The 26,014-nt window shown below is 40.4% G+C and carries 19 protein-coding genes and 1 pseudogene; 10 read left to right on the top strand and 10 right to left on the bottom strand.

The window, feature by feature from the left end; translation table 11 throughout:
- Nucleotides 1–4 precede the first annotated feature (4 nt).
- The 7 genes from SMI_RS03170 (at nucleotide 5) to SMI_RS03200 (ending at nucleotide 11,819) form a co-directional block, all read left to right on the top strand.
- On the top strand, nucleotides 5–880 hold the full coding sequence (locus tag SMI_RS03170; protein ID WP_001123209.1) for a DivIVA domain-containing protein: 876 nt from the start codon (nucleotides 5–7) through the stop codon (nucleotides 878–880).
- 252 nt (nucleotides 881–1,132) lie between these two features.
- Nucleotides 1,133–3,925, top strand: a complete 2,793-nt coding sequence (ileS, locus tag SMI_RS03175) for an isoleucine--tRNA ligase (protein WP_000768044.1) — start codon at nucleotides 1,133–1,135, stop codon at nucleotides 3,923–3,925.
- A gap of 552 nt (nucleotides 3,926–4,477) precedes the next feature.
- Nucleotides 4,478–4,876, top strand: a complete 399-nt coding sequence (locus tag SMI_RS03180) for a hypothetical protein (protein ID WP_000836729.1) — start codon at nucleotides 4,478–4,480, stop codon at nucleotides 4,874–4,876.
- Between the two features lie 130 nt (nucleotides 4,877–5,006).
- Entirely contained in the window at nucleotides 5,007–5,699 is a 693-nt protein-coding gene (locus SMI_RS03185; RefSeq protein WP_000240129.1) for a phosphoglycerate mutase, read from the top strand.
- A gap of 52 nt (nucleotides 5,700–5,751) precedes the next feature.
- On the top strand, nucleotides 5,752–8,163 hold the full coding sequence (locus tag SMI_RS03190; protein ID WP_000620712.1) for a glycosyl hydrolase family 95 catalytic domain-containing protein: 2,412 nt from the start codon (nucleotides 5,752–5,754) through the stop codon (nucleotides 8,161–8,163).
- Nucleotides 8,164–8,407: 244 nt separating this feature from the next.
- Nucleotides 8,408–9,109 carry an ABC transporter ATP-binding protein gene (locus SMI_RS03195; RefSeq protein WP_000323360.1) on the top strand — a complete coding sequence of 234 codons (702 nt, stop codon included), beginning with the start codon at nucleotides 8,408–8,410 and terminating at the stop codon, nucleotides 9,107–9,109.
- Nucleotide 9,110: 1 nt separating this feature from the next.
- Entirely contained in the window at nucleotides 9,111–11,819 is a 2,709-nt protein-coding gene (locus SMI_RS03200; protein ID WP_000595895.1) for an FtsX-like permease family protein, read from the top strand.
- A gap of 246 nt (nucleotides 11,820–12,065) precedes the next feature.
- Here SMI_RS03200 and tpx read toward each other — a convergent pair whose 3' ends face one another.
- The 6 genes from tpx to SMI_RS03230 form a co-directional block, all read right to left on the bottom strand.
- Nucleotides 12,066–12,557: a thiol peroxidase gene (tpx, locus tag SMI_RS03205; protein WP_000256026.1), complete on the bottom strand. Its 492-nt coding sequence runs from the start codon at nucleotides 12,555–12,557 to the stop codon at nucleotides 12,066–12,068.
- A 420-nt stretch (nucleotides 12,558–12,977) separates the two neighbouring features.
- Entirely contained in the window at nucleotides 12,978–13,907 is a 930-nt protein-coding gene (gene psaA / locus SMI_RS03210; protein WP_000733050.1) for a metal ABC transporter substrate-binding lipoprotein/adhesin PsaA, read from the bottom strand.
- Between the two features lie 31 nt (nucleotides 13,908–13,938).
- The gene (locus SMI_RS03215) at nucleotides 13,939–14,787 is read right to left on the bottom strand and encodes a metal ABC transporter permease (RefSeq protein ID WP_000559786.1); all 849 of its coding nucleotides are present in this window, start codon (nucleotides 14,785–14,787) and stop codon (nucleotides 13,939–13,941) included.
- Nucleotides 14,784–15,506, bottom strand: a complete 723-nt coding sequence (locus SMI_RS03220; protein WP_000619149.1) for a metal ABC transporter ATP-binding protein — start codon at nucleotides 15,504–15,506, stop codon at nucleotides 14,784–14,786. The genes SMI_RS03215 and SMI_RS03220 overlap by 4 nt, the downstream gene beginning before the upstream one ends.
- A gap of 460 nt (nucleotides 15,507–15,966) precedes the next feature.
- Entirely contained in the window at nucleotides 15,967–17,139 is a 1,173-nt protein-coding gene (locus SMI_RS03225) for an MFS transporter (protein WP_231840215.1), read from the bottom strand.
- Nucleotides 17,140–17,152: 13 nt separating this feature from the next.
- Nucleotides 17,153–18,268 carry a HesA/MoeB/ThiF family protein gene (locus tag SMI_RS03230; RefSeq protein ID WP_000364967.1) on the bottom strand — a complete coding sequence of 372 codons (1,116 nt, stop codon included), beginning with the start codon at nucleotides 18,266–18,268 and terminating at the stop codon, nucleotides 17,153–17,155.
- A gap of 369 nt (nucleotides 18,269–18,637) precedes the next feature.
- Here SMI_RS03230 and pepO point away from each other — a divergent pair, with 369 nt between their 5' ends.
- A complete protein-coding gene (gene pepO, locus SMI_RS03235; protein WP_000199252.1) occupies nucleotides 18,638–20,530 on the top strand; it encodes an endopeptidase PepO in 1,893 nt (630 codons plus the stop codon).
- Between the two features lie 128 nt (nucleotides 20,531–20,658).
- On the opposite strand, the pseudogene SMI_RS03240 reads toward pepO, so the two are convergent.
- Nucleotides 20,659–21,287: pseudogene (locus SMI_RS03240) on the bottom strand (MBL fold metallo-hydrolase).
- Between the two features lie 123 nt (nucleotides 21,288–21,410).
- Nucleotides 21,411–21,638, bottom strand: a complete 228-nt coding sequence (locus SMI_RS03245; RefSeq protein WP_343287569.1) for a hypothetical protein — start codon at nucleotides 21,636–21,638, stop codon at nucleotides 21,411–21,413.
- 379 nt (nucleotides 21,639–22,017) lie between these two features.
- Between SMI_RS03245 and SMI_RS03250 the strand changes: the two genes are divergently transcribed.
- Complete coding sequence (locus tag SMI_RS03250) at nucleotides 22,018–24,240, top strand: RelA/SpoT family protein (RefSeq protein WP_001123772.1); 2,223 nt, start codon at nucleotides 22,018–22,020, stop codon at nucleotides 24,238–24,240.
- Between the two features lie 29 nt (nucleotides 24,241–24,269).
- Complete coding sequence (gene dtd / locus SMI_RS03255) at nucleotides 24,270–24,713, top strand: D-aminoacyl-tRNA deacylase (RefSeq protein WP_000691419.1); 444 nt, start codon at nucleotides 24,270–24,272, stop codon at nucleotides 24,711–24,713.
- 38 nt (nucleotides 24,714–24,751) lie between these two features.
- On the opposite strand, the gene SMI_RS03260 is transcribed toward dtd, so the two are convergent.
- Both SMI_RS03260 and SMI_RS03265 read right to left on the bottom strand, forming a co-directional pair.
- A complete protein-coding gene (locus SMI_RS03260) occupies nucleotides 24,752–25,165 on the bottom strand; it encodes a hypothetical protein (RefSeq protein WP_000720033.1) in 414 nt (137 codons plus the stop codon).
- Between the two features lie 163 nt (nucleotides 25,166–25,328).
- Entirely contained in the window at nucleotides 25,329–25,979 is a 651-nt protein-coding gene (locus SMI_RS03265) for a metal-dependent transcriptional regulator (protein WP_000188508.1), read from the bottom strand.
- Between the last annotated feature and the right edge of the window lie 35 nt (nucleotides 25,980–26,014).

The raw sequence follows: 26,014 nt of genomic DNA on the forward strand, positions 1-26,014 counted from the left end.
AAATATGCCAATTACATCGTTAGAAATCAAAGATAAAACTTTTAGCACACGCTTCAGAGGGTTTGATCAAGAAGAAGTAGATGAATTTTTAGATATTGTAGTCCGTGATTATGAAGATTTGGTTCGCTCTAATCATGATAAGGATTTACATATTAAGAGTTTGGAAGAGCGTTTGTCATACTTTGATGAGATGAAAGATTCATTGAGCCAGTCTGTATTGATTGCACAAGATACAGCAGAGCGAGTAAAACAAGCTGCAACGGAACGTTCAAATAATATTATCCAACAAGCAGAGCAAGATGCCCAACGTTTGTTGGAAGAAGCTAAGTACAAGGCAAATGAAATTCTTCGTCAAGCAACTGACAATGCTAAGAAGGTTGCTGTTGAAACAGAAGAATTGAAGAACAAGAGTCGTGTCTTCCATCAACGTCTTAAATCTACAATTGAGAGCCAGTTAGCAATTGTTGAATCTTCAGATTGGGAAGATATTCTGCGCCCAACAGCGACTTATCTTCAGACAAGTGATGAAGCTTTCAAAGAAGTGGTCAGCGAAGTCTTAGGTGACTCTGTCTTGCAACAACATCCAGAGGAAGAACCAATTGATATTACTCGCCAGTTTTCTCCCGAGGAAATGGCTGAGTTGCAAGCGCGTATCGAAGCGGCTAATAAGGAACTTGCAGAAGCCGAAGCAAGAGCTGAGCAGGAACAAGTGGTTTCACCAGCTCCGGTTGTTGAAGAAAGTCCAGCTCATCCAGTTGGTCCAATGTATGAAGAGCCAGAAGTAGCTCCAAGCCATTATTCAGGACCAACACCAGCTACTGAAGCTGTAAACTCAGAACCAGGTTTTGCGGCACCGCAAGAATCTGTTACAATTTTATAAGAAATATTCTGAGAACAATATCTTATCCTTATATTTCCAGCGAGCAGGAGATGGTGTGAGTCCTGTAATCTCTATTGATAAGATTATCCTCTCAAAAACTCAAGTCTGAATGAAGTAAGATTTGACGTTCCCCACGTTACGGGATAAGAGGGAGAAAGACTAAATCTTTTTCCGAATAAAGGTGGTACCACGATTTTCGTCCTTTTTGGCAGTCGTGGTTTTTAATTTGTTATTATTTATAAAGGAGATACCATGAAACTCAAAGATACCCTTAATCTTGGGAAAACAGCTTTCCCAATGCGTGCAGGCCTTCCTACCAAAGAGCCAGTTTGGCAAAAGGAATGGGAAGATGCAAAACTTTATCAACGTCGTCAAGAACTAAATGAAGGGAAACCTCATTTTGTCTTGCATGATGGCCCTCCATACGCAAACGGAAATATCCACGTTGGACATGCCATGAATCATATCTCAAAAGATATCATCATTCGTTCTAAGTCTATGTCAGGTTTTAACGCACCTTATATTCCAGGTTGGGATACTCATGGTCTGCCAATCGAGCAAGTTTTGGCAAAGCAAGGTGTTAAGCGCAAAGAAATGGACTTGGTTGAGTACTTAAAACTTTGTCGTGAGTACGCTCTTTCTCAAGTTTATAAACAACGTGATGATTTCAAGCGTTTGGGGATGTCAGGTGACTGGGAAAATTTATATGTGACTTTAACTCCAGACTATGAAGCAGCCCAAATCCGTGTCTTTGGTGAGATGGCTAATAAGGGTTATATCTACCGTGGTGCCAAGCCAGTTTACTGGTCTTGGTCATCTGAGTCAGCCCTTGCCGAAGCGGAAATTGAATACCATGATTTGGTTTCAACTTCTCTTTACTATGCTAATAAGGTAAAAGATGGCAAAGGTGTTCTAGATACAGATACTTATATCGTTGTTTGGACAACTACTCCATTTACTATCACAGCTTCGCGCGGTTTGACTGTTGGAGCGGATATTGATTACGTCTTGGTTCAACCTGCTGGTGAAGCTCGTAAGTTTGTGGTTGCTGCAGAATTATTGAATAGTTTATCTGAGAAATTTGGCTGGTCTGATGTTCAAGTTTTGAAAACTTACCGTGGTCAAGAATTGAACCACATTGTAACAGAACACCCATGGGATACAGCTGTAGATGAATTGGTTATTCTTGGTGACCACGTTACAACTGACTCTGGTACTGGTATTGTCCATACAGCCCCTGGTTTTGGTGAGGACGACTACAATGTTGGTATTGCTAATGGTCTTGAAGTCGCAGTCACTGTTGATGAACGTGGTATCATGATGGCTAATGCTGGTGCTGAGTTTGAAGGTCAATTCTATGACAAGGTGGTTCCAACTGTTATCGAAAAACTCGGTAACCTCCTTCTTGCCCAAGAAGAAATTTCTCACTCATATCCATTTGACTGGCGTACCAAGAAACCAATTATCTGGCGTGCAGTACCACAGTGGTTCGCCTCTGTTTCAAAATTCCGCCAAGAAATCTTGGATGCTATTGATAAAGTTAAATTCCATACAGAATGGGGTAAAGTCCGTCTATATAATATGATTCGTGACCGTGGTGACTGGGTTATCTCTCGTCAACGTGCTTGGGGTGTTCCACTTCCAATCTTCTACGCTGAAGACGGTACAGCGATTATGACAGCTGAGACTATTGAACATGTGGCTCAACTCTTTGAAGTACATGGTTCAAGCATTTGGTGGGAACGTAATGCCAAAGATCTCTTGCCAGAAGGATTTACACATCCAGGTTCTCCAAATGGGGAGTTCAAGAAAGAAACAGATATTATGGATGTATGGTTTGACTCAGGTTCATCATGGAATGGTGTTTTGGTAAATCGTCCAAATCTGACTTATCCAGCTGACCTTTACCTTGAAGGTTCTGACCAATACCGTGGTTGGTTCAACTCATCACTCATTACATCTGTTGCCAACCATGGCGTAGCACCTTACAAACAAATCTTGTCACAAGGTTTTACTCTTGATGGTAAAGGTGAGAAGATGTCTAAATCTCTTGGAAATACCATTGCTCCAAGTGATGTTGAAAAACAATTCGGTGCTGAAATCTTGCGTCTCTGGGTAACAAGTGTTGACTCAAGCAATGACGTACGTATCTCTATGGATATCTTGAGCCAAGTCTCTGAAACTTACCGTAAGATTCGTAACACACTTCGCTTCTTGATTGCCAATACTTCTGACTTTAATCCAGCTCAAGATGCAGTCGCTTTCGATGAACTTCGTTCAGTTGATAAGTACATGACGATTCGCTTTAACCAGCTTGTGAAGACTATTCGTGATGCTTATGCTGACTTTGAATTCTTGACAATCTATAAGGCCTTGGTAAACTTTATCAACGTTGACTTATCAGCCTTCTACCTTGACTTCGCTAAAGACGTTGTTTATATCGAAGGTGCCAAATCATTGGAACGCCGTCAAATGCAGACTGTCTTCTATGACATTCTTGTGAAAATTACGAAACTCTTGACACCAATCCTTCCTCACACTGCGGAAGAAATCTGGTCATATCTTGAGTTTGAAGCAGAAGACTTCGTTCAATTGTCAGAATTGCCAGAAGCAGAGACATTTGCTAACCAAGAAGAAATCTTGGATACATGGGCTGCCTTCATGGACTTCCGTGGACAAGCTCAAAAAGCCTTGGAAGAAGCTCGTAATGCCAAAGTTATCGGTAAATCACTTGAAGCACACTTGACAGTTTATCCAAACGAAGTGGTGAAAACCCTACTCGAAGCAGTAAACAGCAATGTAGCTCAACTTTTGATTGTGTCTGAATTGACCATCGCAGAAGGCCCAGCTCCAGAAGCTGCCGTTAGCTTCGAAGATGTAGCCTTCACAGTAGAACGCGCTGTAGGTGAAGTATGTGACCGTTGCCGTCGCATCGACCCAACAACAGCAGAACGCAGCTACCATGCAGTCATCTGTGACCACTGTGCAAGCATCGTAGAAGAAAACTTTGCGGACGCAGTCGCAGAAGGATTTGAAGAGAAATAAGTTAAAGAGTCTAGGGAAAACTCAATTTGAGAAGAAAAGACAACTAATTTTATAATCTATAAAACGCATTGTATCACGTTTTTGAACACCTGATATGATGTGTTTTTATTTATTTTGAAAATTTGCCAGGTGTGACTTTGTATACTCATACTCAATGAAAATCAAAAAGCAAACTAGGAAGCTAGCCGCAGGCTGCTCAAAACACTGTTTTGAGGTTGTAGATAAGACTGACGAAGTCAGTCACATATATATGACAAGGAGACGCTGACGTGGTTTGAAGAGATTTTCGAAGAGTATCAACAAGAATCAAAGATAAAGGTAGCAAGCTAACAGCAGTAAGATAAAATACGGATTTGATATTTCAGGTAAGAACTGATAAGCTATGTAACATTTTTATAATAATAAAGGGGATATTTATTTTGAATATTTGAAGAGTATTATATTTTATTTCATATTATGCAAGTTTTTATTTTACAATTCCAGAAAATGCTTTTTTTTTTTTAGCAAATATGATACAATCTTATTTGAAAAAAATAAAAAAGGAGATTTATTATGAAGTCAAAAGCTTTAGCACTTTATAGTGGTATTGTTGGTTTAGTAGGTGGAATCTACTTACTTATTGCCCCATTTCTTTTACTAGCAGCAGTTGTGAGTACAGCTGCTACAGCAACAGCTACACAGAGTCCTGAATTAACTGCATCTACAACAGTTGCAGGAGTTGCAGGAGTTTTACTTCCAACCGTTTTAAAAATTGCTATTTTAGTTTTAGGAATTGTTGCGATTGTATACTATAAGGGAGAAAGTCGTGTTGGTTCGGCTCCTTCTGTCCTATTAATCGTAGGTGGAGCAGTTGGCTTGATTCCAGCCCTTGGTTGGGTAGGAGGAATCCTAGCAATTATCGGTGGTTCACTATTTTTAGGAAGTCTCAAAAAATTCAAAGTTGAAGGATAAAAAATAAGGAAAAGGATTGCCAAACAGTCCTTTCCTTTTTGGTTTTGACTAGCTTTTTTGTGAAAAATTGTGTAAAATAGAATAGATAAACGAGGGGAAACCTCGGAAAATTTAAAGGAGAATCCATCTAATGGTAAAATTGGTTTTTGCTCGCCACGGTGAGTCTGAATGGAACAAAGCTAACCTTTTCACTGGTTGGGCTGATGTTGATTTGTCTGAAAAAGGTACACAACAAGCGATTGACGCTGGTAAATTGATTAAAGAAGCTGGTATCGAATTTGACCAAGCTTACACTTCAGTATTGAAACGTGCTATTAAAACAACGAACTTGGCTCTTGAAGCTTCTGACCAATTGTGGGTTCCAGTTGAAAAATCATGGCGCTTGAACGAACGTCACTACGGTGGTTTGACTGGTAAAAACAAAGCTGAAGCTGCTGAGCAATTTGGTGATGAACAAGTTCACATCTGGCGTCGTTCATACGATGTATTGCCTCCAAACATGGACCGTGATGATGAACACTCAGCTCACACAGACCGTCGTTACGCTTCACTTGACGACTCAGTTATCCCAGATGCTGAAAACTTGAAAGTGACTTTGGAACGTGCCCTTCCATTCTGGGAAGATAAAATCGCTCCAGCTCTTAAAGATGGTAAAAACGTATTCGTAGGAGCTCATGGTAACTCAATCCGTGCCCTTGTAAAACACATCAAAGGTTTGTCAGATGACGAAATCATGGACGTGGAAATCCCTAACTTCCCACCATTGGTATTCGAATTCGACGAAAAATTGAACGTAGTTTCTGAATACTACCTTGGAAAATAAAAAATTGTAAGTCTAGAATTGATTTCTAGGCTTTTTATGTTAGTATGGTAGTATGATAAGGAATAAAAAACAAGATTATGTATTGGCCTACAAGCAACCAGCGTCAACAACATATAAGGGGTGGGAAGAAGAGGCCTTACCAATAGGCAATGGTTCTTTAGGGGCAAAAGTATTTGGCCTTATAGGTGCTGAGAGGATTCAATTTAATGAAAAAAGTCTCTGGTCTGGTGGTCCACTTCCTGATAGTTCAGATTATCAGGGTGGAAATCTTCAAGATCAGCATAACTTTTTAACTGATATTCGGCAGGCTTTGGAAAAGAGAGATTACAATCGGACTAAGGAACTGGCTGAACAGCACCTGGTCGGGCCCAAAACGAGTCAATATGGGACCTATCTGTCCTTTGGGGATATTCATATTGAATTTAGTAATCAAGGCAAGACTTTGTATCAGGTGACGGATTACCAGAGGCAGCTTAATATCAGTAAGGCGCTTGCGACGGCTTCTTATGTCTATAAGGGAACGAAATTTGAACGTGAAACTTTTGCGAGTTTTCCAGATGATCTCTTGGTTCAGCGCTATACTAAGGAAGGGTTGGAAACTCTAGATTTTACTATAGAACTATCCTTGACCCATGATTTGGCTTCTGATGGAAAGTATGAGCAGGAAAAATCTGATTACAAGGAGTGCCAGCTGGATATATCTGATTCTTATATCTTGATGAAGGGAAGAGTTAAGGATAATGACCTGCAGTTTACTAGCTGTTTAGCTTGGGAAACGGATGGGGACATTAGAGTCTGGTCAAATAAGGTTCAGATATCAGGAGCTAGTTATGCTAATCTCTTCTTGGCGGCTAAGACAGATTTTGCCCAAAATCCTGCTAGTAATTATCGCAAGAAAATAGATTTGGAGAAACAGGTTAAGGACTTGGTGGAGATAGCTAAAGAAAAGGGCTATGCCCAATTGAAATCAAGGCATATTCAGGATTACCAAGCCTTATTCCAACGTGTTCAATTGGATTTGGGAGCTGATGTAGACACATCCACTACAGATGATTTGCTAAAAAATTATAAGCCACAAGAGGGGCAGGTTTTGGAGGAGCTATTCTTCCAGTATGGACGGTATTTATTGATTAGTTCTTCTAGAGATTGCCCAGATGCTCTACCAGCTAATCTACAGGGAATCTGGAATGCGGTCGACAATCCTCCTTGGAATTCGGACTATCACTTGAATATCAATCTGCAGATGAATTATTGGCCAGCCTATGTTACCAATCTCTTAGAGACGGCCTTTCCGGTCATCAACTATATCGATGATTTGCGTGTCTATGGTCGTCTAGCGGCTGCAAGGTATGCAGGAATCGTCTCTCAGGAAGGGGAGGAGAATGGTTGGTTGGTTCATACTCAAGCGACTCCCTTTGGTTGGACGGCACCTGGTTGGAATTACTATTGGGGTTGGTCACCAGCTGCCAATGCGTGGCTGATGCAAACTGTTTATGAAGCCTATTCATTTTATAGTGATCAAGACTATCTCAGGGAGAAAATTTATCCCATGTTGAGGGAAACGGTTTATTTTTGGAATGATTTTTTACATGAGGATAGGCAGGCGCAGCGTTGGGTGTCTTCTCCGTCTTATTCTCCAGAACATGGGCCGATTTCGATTGGCAATACCTATGACCAATCTCTGATTTGGCAATTATTCCATGATTTTATTCAGGCTGCTCAGGAATTGGGACTGGATGGGGATTTGTTGACTGAGGTCAAGGAGAAGTTTGACTTGCTTAATCCTCTTCAACTCACTCAATCTGGTCGAATCAGAGAGTGGTATGAGGAGGAAGAGCAGCATTTTCAAAATGAGAAAGTGGAGGCCCAGCATCGGCACGCTTCCCATCTAGTGGGACTCTATCCTGGAAATCTCTTTAGTTACAAGGGACAAGAGTATCTTGAAGCGGCGCGTGCTAGTCTCAATGATCGTGGAGATGGGGGAACAGGCTGGTCCAAGGCTAATAAGATCAATCTTTGGGCCCGCTTGGGAGATGGCAATCGAGCCTATAAATTATTAGCAGAGCAGTTAAAGACATCCACCTTGCCAAATCTTTGGTGTAGCCACCCTCCTTTTCAGATAGATGGTAATTTTGGTGCTAGCAGTGGAATGGCAGAAATGTTACTCCAGTCTCATACAGCTTATCTGGTACCTCTAGCCGCCCTACCCGATGCATGCTCAACAGGTTCCGTTTCAGGCTTAATGGCACGTGGACATTTTGAACTTAGCATGCGCTGGGAGGATGAAAAACTCTTACAGTTGACCATTTTATCAAGAAGTGGAGGAGATTTGCGAATCTCTTATCCAGGGATTGAAAAAAGTGTGATTGAAGTGAATCAAGAAAAAGCAAAAGTGAAATGCGTAGAGAAAGATTGTATTTCGGTGGCAACAGCAGAAGGTGATCTGGTTCAATTTTATTTTTAAGAAGATGTTATACTCTTCTAAAATCTCTTCAAACCATGTCAGCTTTATTTGCAACCTCAAAGCAGTGCTTTGAGCAACCTGTGGCTAGCTTCCTAGTTTGCTCTTTGATTTTCATTGAGTATTAGAAGGCAGTAGTTTGAGACTGCCTTTTAATAAGGATTTGAGAATGTAAGCAGTTTCTAACTAGTTGAAAAAGCGTTATAATGGTAATATGAAGTAATTTGTTTGAGAGAGGGTGGGTCTTATGGCTTATATTGAGATGAAACACTGTTACAAGCGTTATCAGGTTGGGGACACGGAGATCGTGGCCAATCGTGATGTGAATTTTGAGATTGAAAAGGGTGAATTGGTGATTATTCTAGGTGCGTCTGGTGCAGGCAAGTCAACGGTCCTTAACCTTCTTGGGGGAATGGATACCAATGATGAAGGGGAAATCTGGATTGATGGTGTCAATATTGCAGACTATAGTTCCCACCAGAGAACCAATTACCGTAGAAATGATGTTGGTTTTGTTTTTCAGTTTTATAATCTAGTGTCCAATCTGACAGCTAAGGAAAATGTGGAGTTGGCCTCAGAAATCGTGACAGATGCCTTGGATCCAGAGCAAGTGCTCAAAGACGTAGGTCTGGCTCATCGTCTCAATAACTTTCCAGCCCAGCTTTCTGGAGGGGAGCAACAGCGAGTCTCCATTGCACGCGCAGTAGCTAAAAATCCTAAAATTCTCCTTTGTGATGAACCAACTGGAGCCTTGGATTATCAGACAGGCAAGCAAGTCTTGAAGATTCTCCAAGACATGTCTCATCAAAAGGGAGCGACGGTAATCATCGTGACTCATAATGGAGCTTTGGCGCCCATTGCTGATCGCGTGATTCATATGCACGATGCCAGTGTCAAGGATGTGGTGATCAACCAGCATCCTCAGGATATCGACAGTTTGGAGTACTAGCATGATCAAGCGAAAAACCTATTGGAAGGACTTAATTCAGTCTTTCACAGGCTCCAAGGGGCGTTTTTTATCCATCTTAACCTTGATGATGTTAGGGTCTCTAGCCCTAGTAGGCCTCAAAGTGACTAGCCCCAACATGGAGGCGACAGCTAATGCTTATTTAACGACTGCTCAAACCTTGGATTTGGCAGTTATGTCTAATTATGGTTTGGATCAAGCAGATCAAGAAGAACTAGAACTGTTAGAGGGCGCAGAGGTTGATTTTGGCTATTTGACGGATGTGACTATGGAGAATGGGCAGGATGCCATTCGGCTGTACTCCAAACCAGAGCGAATTTCAACCTTTCAGCTAAGAGAGGGACGACTTCCTCAGTCAGACAAGGAAATCGCTTTGGCCACTCATTTGCAAGGCCAATACAGCGTGGGACAGGAGATTAGTTTTAAAGAAAAAGAAGAGGGTCATTCCTCTTTAAAAGATCATACTTATACCATTACTGGTTTTGTGGATTCAGCTGAAATCCTCTCCCAGAGAGATATGGGCTACGCAGGAAGTGGAAGTGGGACTCTGACAGCCTATGGAGTGATTTTACCTAGTCAGTTTGATCAGAAAGTCTACAATATAGCTCGTTTGAAATATCAAGATTTAGCAGGCTTAAATGCTTTTTCAGCAGCTTATGAAGAAAAATCCAAGCAACATCAGGAAGACCTTGAACAAGCTTTGTCAGATAATGGCAAGGCACGTCTGCAACTCTTGAAAAAAGAAGGACAAGAGTCTCTAGACAAAGGTCAAGAGACCCTTGACAAGTCTGAAACTAATTTGCAGGAAGGCAAGCGTCGTTTAGCAGCTGCTCAAGCTCGTATACAGGTTCAAGAAAGTCAACTAGACTTGCTTCCTCAAGCCCAGAGAGAGCAGGCCAGTGCTCAACTTACCCAAGCCAAGCAGGAATTGAGCAAGGAAGAGGATAGACTAAAGCAGGCTGAACAAAATCTAGCCCAAGAAAAGGAAAAACTAGAAAAACATCAGCGAGTCTTGGATGATTTAGCTGAGCCCAAGTATCAAGTCTATAATCGTCAGACCATGCCTGGCGGTCAAGGCTATCTCATGTACAGTAATGCTTCAGCCAGTATTCGGGCAGTGGGCAATATCTTTCCTGTAGTGCTTTATGCCGTAGCAGCCATGGTGACCTTTACAACCATGACTCGTTTTGTGGATGAAGAGCGAACACATGCAGGGATTTTTAAGGCCTTGGGCTATCGCAGTAAGGATATTATTGCCAAATTTCTCCTCTATGGTCTAGTAGCTGGGACTGTCGGAACAGCTCTAGGTAGTATACTTGGCCATTATTTACTAGCCAGTGTGATTTCAAGTGTCATTACAAAAGGTATGGTGGTGGGAGAAACCCAGATTCAGTTCTATTGGACCTATAGTTTGCTGGCTCTTGGCTTGAGTTGGTTGGCGAGTGTGTTACCAGCCTATCTGGTGGCTAGGAGGGAACTTCATGATGAAGCAGCCCAGCTTTTACTGCCTAAACCGCCTGTTAAAGGAGCTAAAATCTTACTAGAGCGCATCGGTTTTATCTGGCGTCGTCTCAGTTTTACCCATAAGGTAACAGCTCGAAATATCTTCCGTTATAAGCAGCGGATGTTGATGACAATCTTTGGTGTGGCAGGTTCTGTAGCTCTGCTTTTTGCAGGTTTGGGAATCCAATCCTCTGTAGCAGGAGTTCCGTCTAGACAGTTTCAACAAATTCAACAGTATCAAATGATTGTTTCTGAAAATCCTAGTGCGACCAATCAAGACAAGGCAGAGTTAGAAGAAGTGTTGAAAGGTCAGAATATTCAAGACTACCAGAAAATTTATTCTAAGACGCTAGACAAGGATTTCAAAGGCAAGGCTGGCCTTCAAACTATTACTCTTATGATGACCGATAAGGAAGATTTGACTCCCTTTATTCATCTGCAACATCATCAGCAAGAGTTGACATTAAAAGATGGCGTCGTTATCACAGCTAAACTTGCCCAGCTGGCAGGTGTCAAGGTTGGGCAGACTCTAGAAATTGAAGGTAAGAAGCTAAAGGTCGCTGCCATTGCTGAGAACTACGTTGGTCATTTTATTTATATGAGTCAGACTGACTATGAGCAACTTTACGGACAGCTACCCCAAGCTAATACATATCTGGTCTCGTTAAGGGATACCAGTGCTCCTAGTATCGAAAGACAGGCCGGCTTACTTATGAATCAATCTGCAGTGTCCAGTGTTGTCCAGAATGCTTCAGCCATTCGGCTCTTTGACTCCGTCGCTAGCTCACTCAATCAGACCATGACCATCTTGGTCATCGTTTCGGTTCTGTTGGCTATTGTTATCCTCTACAATCTGACCAATATCAACGTGGCTGAGAGAATTCGTGAACTCTCCACTATCAAGGTTCTCGGTTTTCATAATAATGAAGTCACTCTCTACATTTACCGTGAGACGATTGTACTGTCCCTTGTGGGAATCGTACTGGGTTTGGTATCTGGTTTCTATTTACATCAATTTTTGATTCAAATGATTTCACCTGCGACTATTCTCTTTTATCCGCAGGTAGGCTGGGAAGTCTATGTAATTCCAGTAGCAGCAGTAAGCATCATTTTGACCTTGCTTGGTTTCTTTGTCAATCATCATCTGAGAAAGGTTGATATGCTTGAAGCCCTTAAATCTGTAGAGTAATACTCAATGAAAATCAAAGAGCAAACTAGGAAGCTAGCCGCAGGTTGCTCAAAGCACCGCTTTGAGGTTGTAGATAAGACTGACAAAGTCAGTCACGTATATACGGTAAGGCGACGCTGACGTGGTTTGAAGAGATTTTCGAAGAGTATAAGGCAGTTGTTTTTATCTGATTGAACTTATATTTACTCGTAAACAAAAATCCTCCGTTTCAAAGAGTAGGGAACTCTTTATGACAGAGGATTTTTTCTATAGGGCTTTAGCAGCTGCAATTGCGGCTTCGAAGTTTGGTTCAGAGTTGATATTGTCTACGTATTCAACGTAGCGAATCGTATTGTCAGTATCGAGGACAAAGACCGCGCGTGCCAATAGGTGCCACTCATTGATTAAGAGGGCATAATCACGTCCAAAGGAATGGTCGAAATAGTCTGAGAGCATGATGGCATTTTCAATACCTTCAGCCCCACACCAACGTTTTTGGGCAAAGGGTAGGTCCATGGAAACAGTCAAGACAACCGTATTATCCAGTCCAGCCAGTTCTTCATTAAAACGACGCGTTTGAGTTGAGCAGATACCTGTATCGATAGAAGGCACGACACTCAAGACTTTTTTCTTGCCATCAAAATCAGCCAGAGATTTTTTAGAAAGGTCTGTTGTAGTGAGTGAAAAATCAAGTGCCTTGTCGCCGACTTGTAGTTGTTTACCTGTAAAGCTCACAGGATTTCCGAGAAAAGTTACCATAGGAAACTCCAATCTTTTTTCTTCCATTTTAGCTGAAACAGTCGGAATTATCCAATGATTTGACCGGAAATATGGGTATAGAAAAAACGCCAGCTCATGTGAGAATGACGTTTTTCAGATTTTTTATCTATTTGATATTTCTCGAAGGTAGTGCGGACGGGAGCAACTTCCTTCGGAATTTCATCCCTAATTTTTGAGCCTTAGGTCTCAAAAATTCCGTCCTAGATAAGATCAAAGTTCTTATCTAGGATACCACTACAGTGAGAAATATCTGGTAAAAACTCACTTCGTTCGTACTGATTTAAGAAATCTTTATTCTTATAAACGTTTTTTTTAGCTAGAGATAGAACTAACAAAGCTAATATTAGAAGTAATGTAAAGAGAGACAAGAACCTAGTAATAGATAAACTAACATCTAGATTATTTTGCCAATCCTTCAGCAATCTTGTCAAGGTTGTATTTCATCATGTTGTAGTAGCTGTCGCCTTCTTTACCTTGTTCTGCGATAGAGTCAGTAAAGATTTGTGCGTAGATTGGGATGTTTGTGTCTTGTGAAACAGTCTTCATTGGACGGTCATCTACACTTGATTCTACAAAGAGTGATGGAACTTTTGTTTGGCGAAGTTTTTCAACCAAGGTCTTGATTTGTTCAGGTGTTCCTTCTTCTTCAGTATTGATTTCCCAGATGTAGGCACTTGGGACACCATAGGCTTTAGAGAAGTATTTGAATGCTCCTTCGCTGGTTACAATGAGTTTCTTTTCAGCAGGGATGTTATTAAATTTATCCTTACTTTCTTTATCAAGTTTGTCTAACTTATCAGTATATTCTTTGAGATTTTTTTCATAGAATTCCTTGTTGTTAGGATCTTTAGCGCTCAATTGTTTGGCGATATTTTTAGCAAAGATAATTCCATTCTCAAGGTTAAGCCAAGCGTGTGGGTCTTCTTTACCTTTTTCATTTTTTCCTTCAAGGTAGATGACTTCAACACCTTCGCTGACTGCAAAGTAGTCTTTGTTTTCAGTTTTCTTGGCATTTTCTACCAATTTGCTAAACCAAGCATTGCCACCTGTTTCAAGGTTGATACCGTTATAGAAAATGAGGTCTGCTTCAGAAGTTTTCTTAACGTCTTCAGGGAGTGGTTCGTATTCGTGTGGGTCTTGGCCAACAGGAACGATACTGTGAAGATCAATCTTGTCACCAGCAATATTTTTAGTAATATCAGCGATGATTGAGTTTGTAGCCACAACTTTTAGTTTATGACCAGAAGCTGCATCTTTTTTTCCACTAGCACATGCTACAAGAGCAATGACGGAAAGAAAGAGAACGAACAATGTACCTAATTTTTTCATTAGATCCTCCAATTTATTGGGGTTTTGCCCCTTATTTTAACAAATGTTTATTTTTTAGTTTCAAATATCGTTGTTTTGGAGCGATAAAGAAGCTAATGAGAAAGAAACTAGCAGCTGTGAGCACGATACTAGAACCTGCCGCAACGTTAAAGCTATAGCCGATAAAGAGCCCCAAAACTGAAGCTGTAGCTCCAAAGGTTGAGGAAAGGAAAATCATGCTTTTCAGGCTATTAGCATACAGATAAGCAGTTGCGGCTGGGGTAATCAGCATGGCTACAATCAGGATAGTTCCGACACTTTGCATGGCTGTCACAGACACGAGAGTCAGGAGTACCATGAGAAGGTAGTGATAGAAATTGACAGGCATTCCCATGGCTTTAGCCAAAAGTTCATCAAAGGAAGTGATCAAGAGTTGCTTGAAGAAAATCCAGATTAACAGGAGAATGGCTGCCCCAACACCCATAGTAATAAACATATCCGTATCTTGTACGGCAAGAATATTACCAAAAAGGATATGGAAAAGGTCAGTTGAACTTTTAGCGACACTAATCAAGATGATACCGAGGGCTAAGAAAGAAGAAAAGGTAATGCCGATGGCGGTATCGCTTTTGATAATCGAGTTTCCCTTGATGTAGGTAATGATGATGGCAGCTAGCAGTCCAAAGACAATGGCTCCGATAAAGAAGTCAAGGCCCAAGATGAAGGAGAGGGCTACACCTGGCAAGACAGCATGTGAAATGGCATCTCCCATGAGTGACATCCCGCGTAGAATGATGAAACATCCCACAGCTCCAGCTACGACCCCGACGACAATAGCTGTTATCAAGGCATTTTGTAGGAAATGGAATTTTTGCAATCCATCGATAAATTCTGCAATCATAGGTCACCTCCATTGAAAAAGAGTTGATTACCGTAAGCTTCTTTTAGATTGGTTTCGGTAAAAGTTTCTTTTGTTGGACCAAAGGCAATCACTTCTCGATTGACAAGTAAGACTTGATCGAAGTAGTGGGGAACCTTGCTGAGGTCGTGGTGAACGATGAGAACCGTCTTACCAGCTTTTTTCAAATCTCTCAGCGTATTCATGATGATTTCCTCACTGACAGAGTCAATCCCAACAAAGGGTTCATCCAAGAGGATATAATCGGCTTCCTGCACCAAACATCTGGCAATCAAGACCCGCTGGAATTGACCTCCAGACAGTTGACTGATTTGACGTTCAGCGTAGTCAGCTAGGCCGACGATTTCAAGGGCTTCCTCTACTTTTTTCCAATGTTTAGCATTTAAACTTCGAAAGAGAGGGATAGAGGGAAAGAGTCCTAACGAGACACATTCCTTGACCTTGATGGGAAAGTTGTAGTCGATATTGATTTTTTGTTCGACATAGGCAATTCGGTGTAAGGATTTTTTAACTTCCTTGTCATCGAGAAATGCCTGACCTTGATGAGGGATAATTCCCAGCATACCTTTTAATAATGTTGATTTTCCAGCACCGTTTGGACCAATGATTCCGGTAATTGTTGGTCCATGGAGCACTAGTGAAATATCCTTAAGTGCCAACGTTTCTTTGTAGGAGACACTGAGGTTTTCGATACGTATCATAAACTTATATTCCTCCTGTCTCTTAATATACATTAAAAAAAAAGTTAAGTCAAGTTAATTTTTGAAAAAATTAAAATATTAACTGAAAAATCTTTACCAAAATCTTTACACATTACGTAAGGGAATCGATATATAGTGGATTGATTCTGGAATAGTCCACCGAGTTTTTTAAAACATTGTTAGAAATTGGTTTGAATTTCCTAATCAATTTATCCTGTTTTTAGTTTATTTTGCTATATATTTAGTAGAAGGTCTAATAAAACGCATAATCTCAAGGTTTATACACCTGATATTATGCGTTTTTATGATTTTAAAGATTCTTTAATTAGATTTACTATCTGTACTTCAAAAAGTATTTTAATCTATCTATGGATAAGCCCTTAGTTTACTCTTTGATTTTTGTTGAGTATGAGCGATTCTTTGATGAATTATTTTGAATAAGTATATCACACTTTAAACATCAATAGTTTTTACTTTTGGTTAATGGACTAAAGTAACTAAATCCCCCTGCAAGAAATCTTATAGTACCTGCTAATATTAGAATACTTATGATAGTTAAGTTATGTGAAACAAGTATTCCTCCAAGGTATGCTCCTAAGGGGATAGAAGCAAATGAGATCATTCTAGTAATACTAACAACACGTCCCAACATTTCTTTTTTGACAACTTTTTGTCGTAACGTAAAATATGTAATGGCATTGATATTGCCAAACATATTACTCAAACCTAAAAATACTCCCATATATATATAGTTTGTGTTAATTGATAGCAACATAGTAGATAGACCAGCTAGCATTGTACTGATGGAGAGGATTTTTCCATATCTAAACTTTTTAATTAATTCAGGGGCAAGAATAGCACCTAATATAGCTCCTACACCAGCTATTGAGAGTATTAATCCATAGTGAAAGGAGGTATAGCCTAGAACATCTGTAATATAGTAAACTAAGTTGGCCTGAAATATATGAATGGCAAAGTTTGTTCCAAAAAAAAGAATAGCTCCACTTAGGATGATTTTATCATTTTTTACATAGTGCAAACCAATAGATATTGTTTTAGAAAGACTCTCTTTTTTAGAGATATTTACTAGTGTATTTTCTGGAGTTTTTATGCAGAGAATTAATACGCTGGCAATTAAAAAGGTAAGAGCATTGACCCATAAAACTTTAGCTGGATTAATAAGTAATAGAACAGATCCACTAATCATAGGACCAATAAGATTTAATGTATTGTCAATAAGTTGGATTCCTGAATTGGCTTTTGATAGCTGATTGTCTGTTACAATCTGTGGTAACAAGCTTTGAAATGCTGGGTGGACTAATGGCTCTGTAGAAGAGAGCAGGAAGGTTAAAATATAAATTAAGAGTAAGAGTACATTATCATTTTTAAAAGATATTATTAGCAAACTTAGAATGACTAATGAGATTAAATGACATATTGAGATGATATATACTTTTTTGAATTTATCTGCTAATATACCTCCTACTAGAGAAAATAAAATCCATGGTAAAAATGAAATACCGTATAGAGTAGCCATATGAAATGGAGATCCTGTTTTCTCAAATACTAGCAAAGGTAGAGCTAATTTTCTTAGCCAATCACCAAAGTTGGATACAAGAAATGTTAGCCACAATATTTTGTAATTTCTATTCAATAATATTACCTCCACGACAGGTTATACAATTGGGATCTATATGCCAATGCTCGGCTATTTTTGTAGTCATTGTATTCATATCTATGGATTTTAATTGGCCTACAGTAGTTAATTCACCGATACCAGTGATATATTTTGTAACTTCTGAACAAATGATACCAGTTGCTACAGATACTAGAGGAGCTATGGCAGTATTGTCACCAACTAAGTTTAAACGAGTTCTTTCTTCAAGGATTAGGTGAGAAATAGGGTGTTCTTTTTGGATAGTATTTCTCCAACAATCAATGCATCCAGATATTTTGGGAATAATAGTATATTGCAAGGCTCGTTGTGCTTCTAAACCTGCACAAAATAAAGGAATATTAAGCTTCACTATAGCTTCATTTACCCATCTTGCTAGTTTGACTTTAGGTCTATCCGCAACTAGTATTAAGCAATCAAATCCACGGAATGATTCAACAACATCTTCAGATGAAGTGATTTTCTTTTCATCAACAGTAAATTTTATTTGAGGATTAAATTCATAGATGCGTTGTTTTGCTATACTTGCTTTACTCTTTCCTATATCATCAAAGTTATATAAAATTTGTCTATTTAAATTAGATATATCAACGACATCAAATTCAACAGCTTTTATTTCTCCTATACCTAAGCCAGCTAAGTCATATATAATGTGAGAGCCTAATCCGCCTAATCCAATAATTCCAATTTTTGAATCAATTAATTTTTTTTGAGAAATATATTTATTTTCACTTAAAGTTGCGTAAGATGAAAAAAAGTTGATGTTTCTGTGATAACGTTCTAATTCATACTTGGATAATATTTTAGAACCAGTAAGATTTAAATCCTCGATAAATCGTTCTTTACTGATTTCATCAATAGCTTCCATTACATCAGATGGTGATAGTTCACTGTAGGTTTCTGAAACTTCTCTTATGATTTTTTCGACGGTATTAATTCCATCCATTTTTTTGAGCATGTATTCAATAGCTCCGCTAGGGTCTTCATATTCTGTAATTTCTCCAAACCCACCTATATAGACCGATCCGTCTTTATATACTACTGGGTAAGCCTTTTTTAGTTTTGGACGAGCTTTTAGTAGATCCATTATATCTCCTTATATCAATTAAAAGAAAAGGTAACTAGAGAAAGTCTAGTTACCAGCCTCGGTGAAGAAAGTATTACTATCCTTCTACTGCGATTCCTGCAATACTTGCAGAATGAACACGTTTTTGCTTAAGCATAAAATCTACCTCCTAATATTTAAATTTCAAGTAGCAAAGCTACGAGATAGATAAAATTTTATCATTTTATATATTTTTTGTCAATTCATTTTTCAGACAATTAATTTTTTTGTGAATTTTTAAAAAATTAAAACAATAACTGAAAATACTAGGAAATATCAGTTCATTTTTAATTGCATTCCCAGTTAATTTTTGTTAAGCTAAAAACAAGTACAAATGAAAGCGAGAACAAGATGACACGTTATCAAGATGATTTTTATGATGCAATCAATGGAGAATGGCAGAAAACAGCTGAAATCCCAGCAGATAAGTCTCAAACGGGAGGTTTTGTTGATTTAGATCAGGAAATTGAAGACCTGATGCTGGCGACAACAGACAAGTGGTTGGCAGGTGAAGAGGTGCCTGAGGATGCTATCTTGGTAAACTTTGTCAAATACCACCGCCTAGTTCGTGATTTTGACAAAAGAGAAGCTGACGGTATCACACCTGTCTTACCACTCCTTAAAGAATTCCAAGAATTGGAGACTTTTGCAGATTTCTCTGCCAAACTAGCAGAGTTTGAGCTTGCTGGCAAACCTAACTTCCTTCCTTTTGGTGTATCGCCAGACTTTATGGATGCCAGAATCAACGTTTTATGGGCTAGTGCTCCAAGTACGATCCTGCCAGATACGACCTACTATGCAGAAGACCATCCTCAGCGCGAAGAGCTCTTGACTCTTTGGAAAGAAAGCAGCGCAAATCTTCTCAAGGCATATGATTTTTCTGATGCAGAAATTGAAGACTTGCTAGAGAAAAGACTAGAATTGGACCGTCGAGTTGCGGCAGTAGTGCTCTCTAATGAAGAAAGTTCAGAGTATGCTAAACTCTACCATCCATATGCTTATGAAGATTTCAAGAAATTTGCGCCTGCCCTACCTTTGGATGACTTCTTCCAAGCTGTTCTTGGACAAGTACCAGATAAGGTTATCGTAGACGAGGAACGTTTCTGGCAAGCAGCAGACCAATTCTATAGTGAAGAAGCCTGGCCTCTTCTCAAGGCAACCTTGATTTTGAGTGTTGTCAATCTCTCAACCAGCTATTTAACAGAAGAAATTCGTGTCTTGTCAGGTGCCTATAGCCGTGCGCTTTCAGGGGTTCCAGAAGCCAAAGACAAGGTCAAGGCAGCCTATCAGCTAGCACAAGGTCCATTCAAACAAGCCTTGGGTCTCTGGTATGCCCATGAAAAATTCTCTCCAGAAGCTAAGGCGGACGTGGAGAAAAAAGTGGCAACCATGATAGATGTCTATAAGGAACGCTTGGCTAAAAATGACTGGCTGACTCCTGAAACTCGTGATAAGGCCATCGTCAAACTCAATGTCATCAAGCCTTATATTGGTTATCCAGAAGAATTGCCAGAACGCTATAAGGACAAGGTAGTGGATGAAACTGCCAGTCTTTTTGACAATGCTCTAGCCTTTGCGCGTGTGGAAATCAAGCACAGTTGGAGCAAATGGAACCAACCTGTTGACTACAAGGAATGGGGCATGCCTGCTCATATGGTCAATGCCTACTACAATCCACAGAAGAACCTGATTGTCTTCCCAGCAGCTATTTTACAAGCGCCTTTCTATGACTTGCATCAGTCATCTTCTGCTAATTACGGTGGGATTGGGGCAGTTATTGCTCATGAAATTTCCCACGCCTTTGATACCAACGGAGCGTCCTTTGATGAAAATGGTAGCCTCAAGGATTGGTGGACAGAGAGCGACTATGCTGCCTTCAAGGAGAAAACACAAAAAGTTATTGACCAATTTGATGGACAAGATTCTTATGGAGCAACCATCAACGGTAAATTGACTGTATCAGAAAACGTGGCTGACTTGGGAGGAATCGCTGCAGCGCTTGAAGCAGCTAAGAGAGAACCAGACTTCTCAGCAGAAGAGTTCTTCTACAACTTCGGTCGCATCTGGCGCATGAAAGGTCGTCCAGAATTTATGAAACTTTTGGCTAGCGTCGATGTGCACGCACCAGCCAAACTCCGTGTCAATGTACAAGTACCAAACTTCGATGATTTCTTTACAACCTATGATGTCAAAGAAGGCGACGGAATGTGGCGTTCACCAGAAGAGCGCGTCATTATTTGGTAATGTAAAAAATCTAGTCATCAGAAAAAAGGCATCCAATCAGGTGTGAAAACCTTGATAGGATGCCTTTTATAATGGAAAGATTTGCTGGATAGTTTACTTAAATTGCGATAGTCATTATCATCATCTTGCTAGAAAAAGGGATTGAAGGTCTTTTCATGAGCAATAGTCGTAGCTGGACCATGTCCTGGATAGACATCATAGTTTGGTAGGGTGAAGAGTTGAGTCTGGATACTATGGAGGAGTTGTTCCATGCTACCAGTTGGAAGGTCGGTCCGCCCGATAGTTTCACGGAAAAGAGCATCACCTGTCAAGACTAGGTGAGCATTAGGGAAGACGATAGAAACACCACCGATAGAGTGACCTGGTGTTGGCAAGACAGTGAAACGAAATTCCTCCAGTTGATATTCCTCATGAAAGACAAAGGTGTGTTCAGCTGGTTTTGCGACCACATCTGCCATATCATCGTGGCGTGGAAGCCCAGAGAGATTGTCGACGGGAGTATAGAGCCAGCTGGCTTCGCTATCTGCGATATAGACAGGAGGATTGCCAAAAGTTTCACGAACCAAGTCCAAGCTCATGATATGGTCATAATGGGCATGGGTCAATAGAATGGCACAGATCGGTTTGTTATCTTCTCGATTGTCTGACGAATGGCTTCCCAATGGCTGCCAGGATCGACGACGATGAGGTGTTTTTCGCCTTCCAAGTAATAGGTATTTTCATAGGCAACAGGATTCACGGTTTTATGGATTTTCATACTAGCTCCAATCTCAAAGAATGTACTAAGATAAGTATAGCACAGTTAGGGAGAATAGGTAAGGATTTAGAATGAACTTAAAAACCAGCATGACTAGATGAAGACAGGCTGGTTATCAATTTATCAATATTGGAGAGGTGTCAATTGCCCTTCATAGGTTGCATAAACTCCGTCATTAGCTTGTTTGATAGATGTGATGTTTAGAGTTCCGCCGTAGTTGGCTTCTCGTTTATCACTATATTCACTATAAGTTATCTTATTGGGCAGGTTCTGGTCGTTAGCATAGTATTGAACGACTGTTTTTTTATAGCCTTGCTGGCTGAATAGGAACAGGCAGCTAACTCCTAACACTAGGAGAGCAAAGATAGAAATAGCAGTTTTTTTCATAGGTGTTCTCCTTATAAACTAAAGGATAAAAGAAAGTATCTTGAGGATTTTAATTCCAAAATCCAGTCAAGGTACCAGTGTATGTGACACGAGTTTCACCGTTTATCTTTCGTATATTCAATGGAATTGGGGAAGTCAGAAAGTCTTTCGGTTACAATATGGTTTCCGTTCTTCTATCTCTCCTTCTATCACCTAAGTTTTAAATCTAACTTCGTAATATATTATAGACCAATAATTCAGAATTATCAAGCAATTCTGAATTATTTTTTTCTTATTCTGTTCCAATCTAGTTTTCATATTCTTAAAAAAGTGATAAAATGGTAGGAAGAATTGGAGAGTAGAGATGCCAAAAGAAGTGAATTTGACGGGCGATGAGGTTGTCGCTCTAACGCAAAAATATTTATCAAAAGAAGATGTTGCTTTTGTCCATAAGGCCTTGGTCTATGCTGTTGAATGCCATAGTGGTCAATATCGTAAATCAGGTGAACCTTATATCATTCACCCTATCCAAGTAGCAGGTATTTTAGCCAAGCTCAAGCTGGATGCTGTAACGGTAGCTTGCGGTTTCTTGCATGATGTGGTGGAGGATACAGATGCGACCTTGGACGATTTGGAAAGAGAGTTTGGATCTGATGTGCGTGTGATTGTCGATGGGGTTACCAAACTTGGTAAGGTCGAGTACAAATCGATCGAGGAGCAGTTGGCTGAAAATCATCGCAAGATGCTTATGGCCATGTCTGAGGACATCCGTGTTATCTTGGTCAAACTGTCTGATCGCTTGCACAATATGCGGACGCTTAAACACCTTCGAAAAGACAAGCAGGAGCGCATTTCCAAAGAAACTATGGAAATCTATGCACCTCTTGCTCACCGTCTGGGGATTTCTAGTGTCAAATGGGAATTGGAAGACCTGTCTTTCCGTTATCTCAATCCGACAGAGTTTTACAAGATTACCCATATGATGAAGGAAAAACGCAGAGAGCGTGAGGCCTTGGTGGATGAGGTAGTCACAAAATTAGAGGAATATACGACAGATCGTCACTTGAAAGGGAAGATTTATGGTCGACCAAAGCATATCTACTCAATTTTCCGTAAAATGCAGGATAAGAGAAAACGGTTTGAGGAAATCTATGATTTGATTGCCATTCGCTGTATTTTGGATACCCAAAGTGATGTTTATGCCATGCTTGGTTATGTTCATGAACTTTGGAAACCCATGCCTGGTCGTTTCAAAGACTATATCGCTAATCGTAAGGCTAATGGTTACCAGTCTATCCATACGACTGTCTATGGGCCAAAAGGGCCGATTGAATTCCAGATTCGAACCAAGGCCATGCACGAGGTGGCTGAGTACGGGGTTGCGGCTCACTGGGCTTATAAGAAAGGCGTTAAGGGGCAGGTTAACAGCAAGGAATCTGCTATTGGGATGAACTGGATCAAGGAGATGATGGAGCTCCAAGACCAGGCTGATGATGCTAAGGAATTTGTGGACTCTGTTAAGGAAAACTATCTGGCTGAGGAGATTTACGTCTTTACCCCAGATGGAGCTGTCCGTTCCCTTCCCAAAGATTCAGGACCGATTGACTTTGCATATGAAATCCATACAAAAGTCGGGGAAAAAGCAACTGGTGCCAAGGTCAATGGTCGAATGGTTCCGCTGACAACCAAGCTCAAGACAGGGGATCAGGTTGAAATTGTCACCAATCCTAACTCCTTTGGGCCGAGCCGTGACTGGCTCAATATGGTCAAGACCAGCAAGGCTCGTAACAAGATTCGTCAGTTCTTTAAAAACCAAGATAAGGAATTGTCTGTCAACAAGGGTCGTGAAATGCTGATGGCTCAGTTCCAAGAAAATGGCTATGTGGCCAATAAATTCATGGACAAGCGCCACATGGATCAAGTGCTGCAAAAGACCAGCTACAAGACAGAAGAATCCCTCTTTGCGGCTATTGGTTTTGGCGAAATTGGTGCTATTACCGTCTTTAACCGTCTGACTGAAAAGGAACGCCGTGAGGAAGAACGTGCCAAGGCCAAGGCTGAGGCAGAAGAACTTGTTAAAGGTGGCGAGGTCAAGGTTGAAAATAAAGACACCCTCAAGGTCAAGCATGAGGGTGGTGTGGTCATTGAAGGTGCTTCAGGTCTCCTAGTGCGGATTGCCAAGTGCTGTAATCCCGTGCCTGGTGATGATATTGTTGGCTACATTACCAAGGGTCGTGGTGTGGCTATTCACCGTGTGGACTGTATGAACTTACGGGCTCAAGAAAACTACGATCAACGTCTCCTTGATGTGGAATGGGAAGACCAGTACTCTAGCTCAAATAAGGAGTATATGGCCCATATCGATATCTACGGTCTCAACCGTACAGGACTGTTGAACGATGTACTACAAGTTCTCTCAAACACAACCAAGAATATCTCAACAGTCAACGCCCAACCAACCAAGGATATGAAATTTGCCAATATCCATGTCTCCTTCGGCATTGCCAACCTCTCGACGCTGACTACGGTCGTGGACAAGATTAAGAGTGTGCCAGAAGTTTACTCTGTTAAACGGACCAACGGCTAGTTGTCCTAGCTCTTACTAGAAAGGCTATTATGAAAATCATTATCCAACGGGTTAAAAAAGCCCAAGTGAGTATCGAAGGTCAGGTTCAGGGAAAAATCAATCAGGGGCTCTTATTGCTGGTTGGTGTTGGACCAGAGGACCAAGAGGAAGATTTAGACTATGCCGTGAGAAAGCTTGTCAATATGCGGATTTTTTCAGACGCAGAAGGCAAGATGAACCTGTCTGTCAAAGATATTGAAGGAGAAATCCTATCTATTTCTCAGTTTACCCTATTTGCGGATACCAAGAAAGGCAATCGTCCAGCCTTTACAGGCGCAGCCAAGCCTGATATGGCATCAGACTTTTATGATGCTTTCAATCAAAAATTAGCACAAGAAGTGCCCGTTCAGACAGGCATCTTTGGAGCGGATATGCAGGTTGAGCTGGTCAATGACGGACCAGTTACCATCATCCTTGATACTAAAAATAGATAAGAAAGACCAAGCCCGGACGGCTTGGTTTTTCTCATCTATCATAAAATACTCCAAAATGAAATCTGTTCTTGATAGGCTTTTGGGAAGTTTCTTTTCAGGCTTTGGCTTATGCGGTAGGAAGGGATGAGGTGTCCTAGGATGAGGAGAGTTCCCTGAAGGAAAAGTGGGATACCCCTTAAAAACAGCAAGGAGAGAATTATCAGGCTATCCCAGAGGAGGATTTGTAAGGCAAATCGCCAGAATCTCGATTTAATCTGGGAATAGAGTTGACTAAAGTGGTCACAAAGCTGGTTAGAAAGATAGGTCAATAGTACAGGATGAAAGAAAATGAGCCAACTACTGTAAATCAAAATCCAATCCAAAGTAAGCCCCTCTTTAAATGTCAAAAATGCCAACATGATTCCATCAATGACAAGGAGTTGAGTGGTTTTGATGAAGATGATTTTTTTCATGATAAAACCTCCTTTTTTATATGTTAGTGACGTAATAGTTTATATAATTATTATACAATATTTAGTTGGAACCTGAAAGCGTTTACTATAATTTTTGATATAAAAAATAGATGGGAAAACCCTGAAAATTAAACTTTCAGGGTTGGTTGGGGTACTTGAGAAATTAGTCGATTTTCTCGACGTAGAGTTGTTTGGCAATGTCCATATTTACTTGTAAATCTTCATTTTTAGTGAGGATAGTGAAGGTATTGCTGAAGCCATCAAACTGCTTGACTTGGAGCGGATCACCGATGTGAAGTGAGTGCTTGTCCAGATAACTGAGAATGTCAAAACTATCGTGCACCCGAGTCAGGCGGTAGGCGCCAGCCTCCTTGATGTCAGCTAGTGGGAGGTTATTGATTTCAACTAGGAGCTCTCCCTTGGCAGGAATGGTTCCTCCGTGGGGGCAGGTTTTAGGGAAACCTAGCAATTTATCCAATCTTTCCACGAACAGGTCAGAGACAGTATGTTCCAAGACCTCAGCTTCCTCGTGAATCTGGTCACTTGTATAGTCTAAATGATGGACTAGAAAAACTTCAATCAAGCGATGCTTACGATAGAGCTCAGAGACCAATTTGAGGCCGAGGTCAGTCAGTAGATAGCCACATTCCTTGTCCTTGAGGATGAGATTTTCACTCTTCATCCGTTTAATCATTTCAGTTACGGCAGGGGGAGAGACTTGCATACGAGCCGCAATTTCCTTGTTGGTAATTTTATGCAGGTCTATGCCGATTTCATAAATACATTTTAGATAATCTTCTTTATTCGGGGTCATTCGTTTCCTCTTGTCTAATATCTTTATCTAGTATA

Source organism: Streptococcus mitis B6, from assembly GCF_000027165.1.
Taxonomy (GTDB): Bacteria; Bacillota; Bacilli; order Lactobacillales; family Streptococcaceae; genus Streptococcus; species Streptococcus mitis_AR.

What these genes read in the sequence shown, in the direction of transcription:
- SMI_RS03260 (WP_000720033.1), bottom strand. Translation starts at nt 25,165, where the DNA reads ATGAAAAAAATCATCTTCATCAAAACCACTCAACTCCTTGTCATTGAT.
- SMI_RS03180 (WP_000836729.1), top strand. Translation starts at nt 4,478, where the DNA reads ATGAAGTCAAAAGCTTTAGCACTTTATAGTGGTATTGTTGGTTTAGTA.
- ileS (WP_000768044.1), top strand. Translation starts at nt 1,133, where the DNA reads ATGAAACTCAAAGATACCCTTAATCTTGGGAAAACAGCTTTCCCAATG.
- SMI_RS03170 (WP_001123209.1), top strand. Translation starts at nt 5, where the DNA reads ATGCCAATTACATCGTTAGAAATCAAAGATAAAACTTTTAGCACACGC.
- SMI_RS03265 (WP_000188508.1), bottom strand. Translation starts at nt 25,979, where the DNA reads ATGACCCCGAATAAAGAAGATTATCTAAAATGTATTTATGAAATCGGC.
- pepO (WP_000199252.1), top strand. Translation starts at nt 18,638, where the DNA reads ATGACACGTTATCAAGATGATTTTTATGATGCAATCAATGGAGAATGG.
- psaA (WP_000733050.1), bottom strand. Translation starts at nt 13,907, where the DNA reads ATGAAAAAATTAGGTACATTGTTCGTTCTCTTTCTTTCCGTCATTGCT.
- SMI_RS03190 (WP_000620712.1), top strand. Translation starts at nt 5,752, where the DNA reads ATGATAAGGAATAAAAAACAAGATTATGTATTGGCCTACAAGCAACCA.
- SMI_RS03215 (WP_000559786.1), bottom strand. Translation starts at nt 14,787, where the DNA reads ATGATTGCAGAATTTATCGATGGATTGCAAAAATTCCATTTCCTACAA.
- SMI_RS03195 (WP_000323360.1), top strand. Translation starts at nt 8,408, where the DNA reads ATGGCTTATATTGAGATGAAACACTGTTACAAGCGTTATCAGGTTGGG.
- dtd (WP_000691419.1), top strand. Translation starts at nt 24,270, where the DNA reads ATGAAAATCATTATCCAACGGGTTAAAAAAGCCCAAGTGAGTATCGAA.
- SMI_RS03220 (WP_000619149.1), bottom strand. Translation starts at nt 15,506, where the DNA reads ATGATACGTATCGAAAACCTCAGTGTCTCCTACAAAGAAACGTTGGCA.
- SMI_RS03230 (WP_000364967.1), bottom strand. Translation starts at nt 18,268, where the DNA reads ATGGATCTACTAAAAGCTCGTCCAAAACTAAAAAAGGCTTACCCAGTA.
- SMI_RS03185 (WP_000240129.1), top strand. Translation starts at nt 5,007, where the DNA reads ATGGTAAAATTGGTTTTTGCTCGCCACGGTGAGTCTGAATGGAACAAA.
- SMI_RS03250 (WP_001123772.1), top strand. Translation starts at nt 22,018, where the DNA reads ATGCCAAAAGAAGTGAATTTGACGGGCGATGAGGTTGTCGCTCTAACG.
- SMI_RS03200 (WP_000595895.1), top strand. Translation starts at nt 9,111, where the DNA reads ATGATCAAGCGAAAAACCTATTGGAAGGACTTAATTCAGTCTTTCACA.
- tpx (WP_000256026.1), bottom strand. Translation starts at nt 12,557, where the DNA reads ATGGTAACTTTTCTCGGAAATCCTGTGAGCTTTACAGGTAAACAACTA.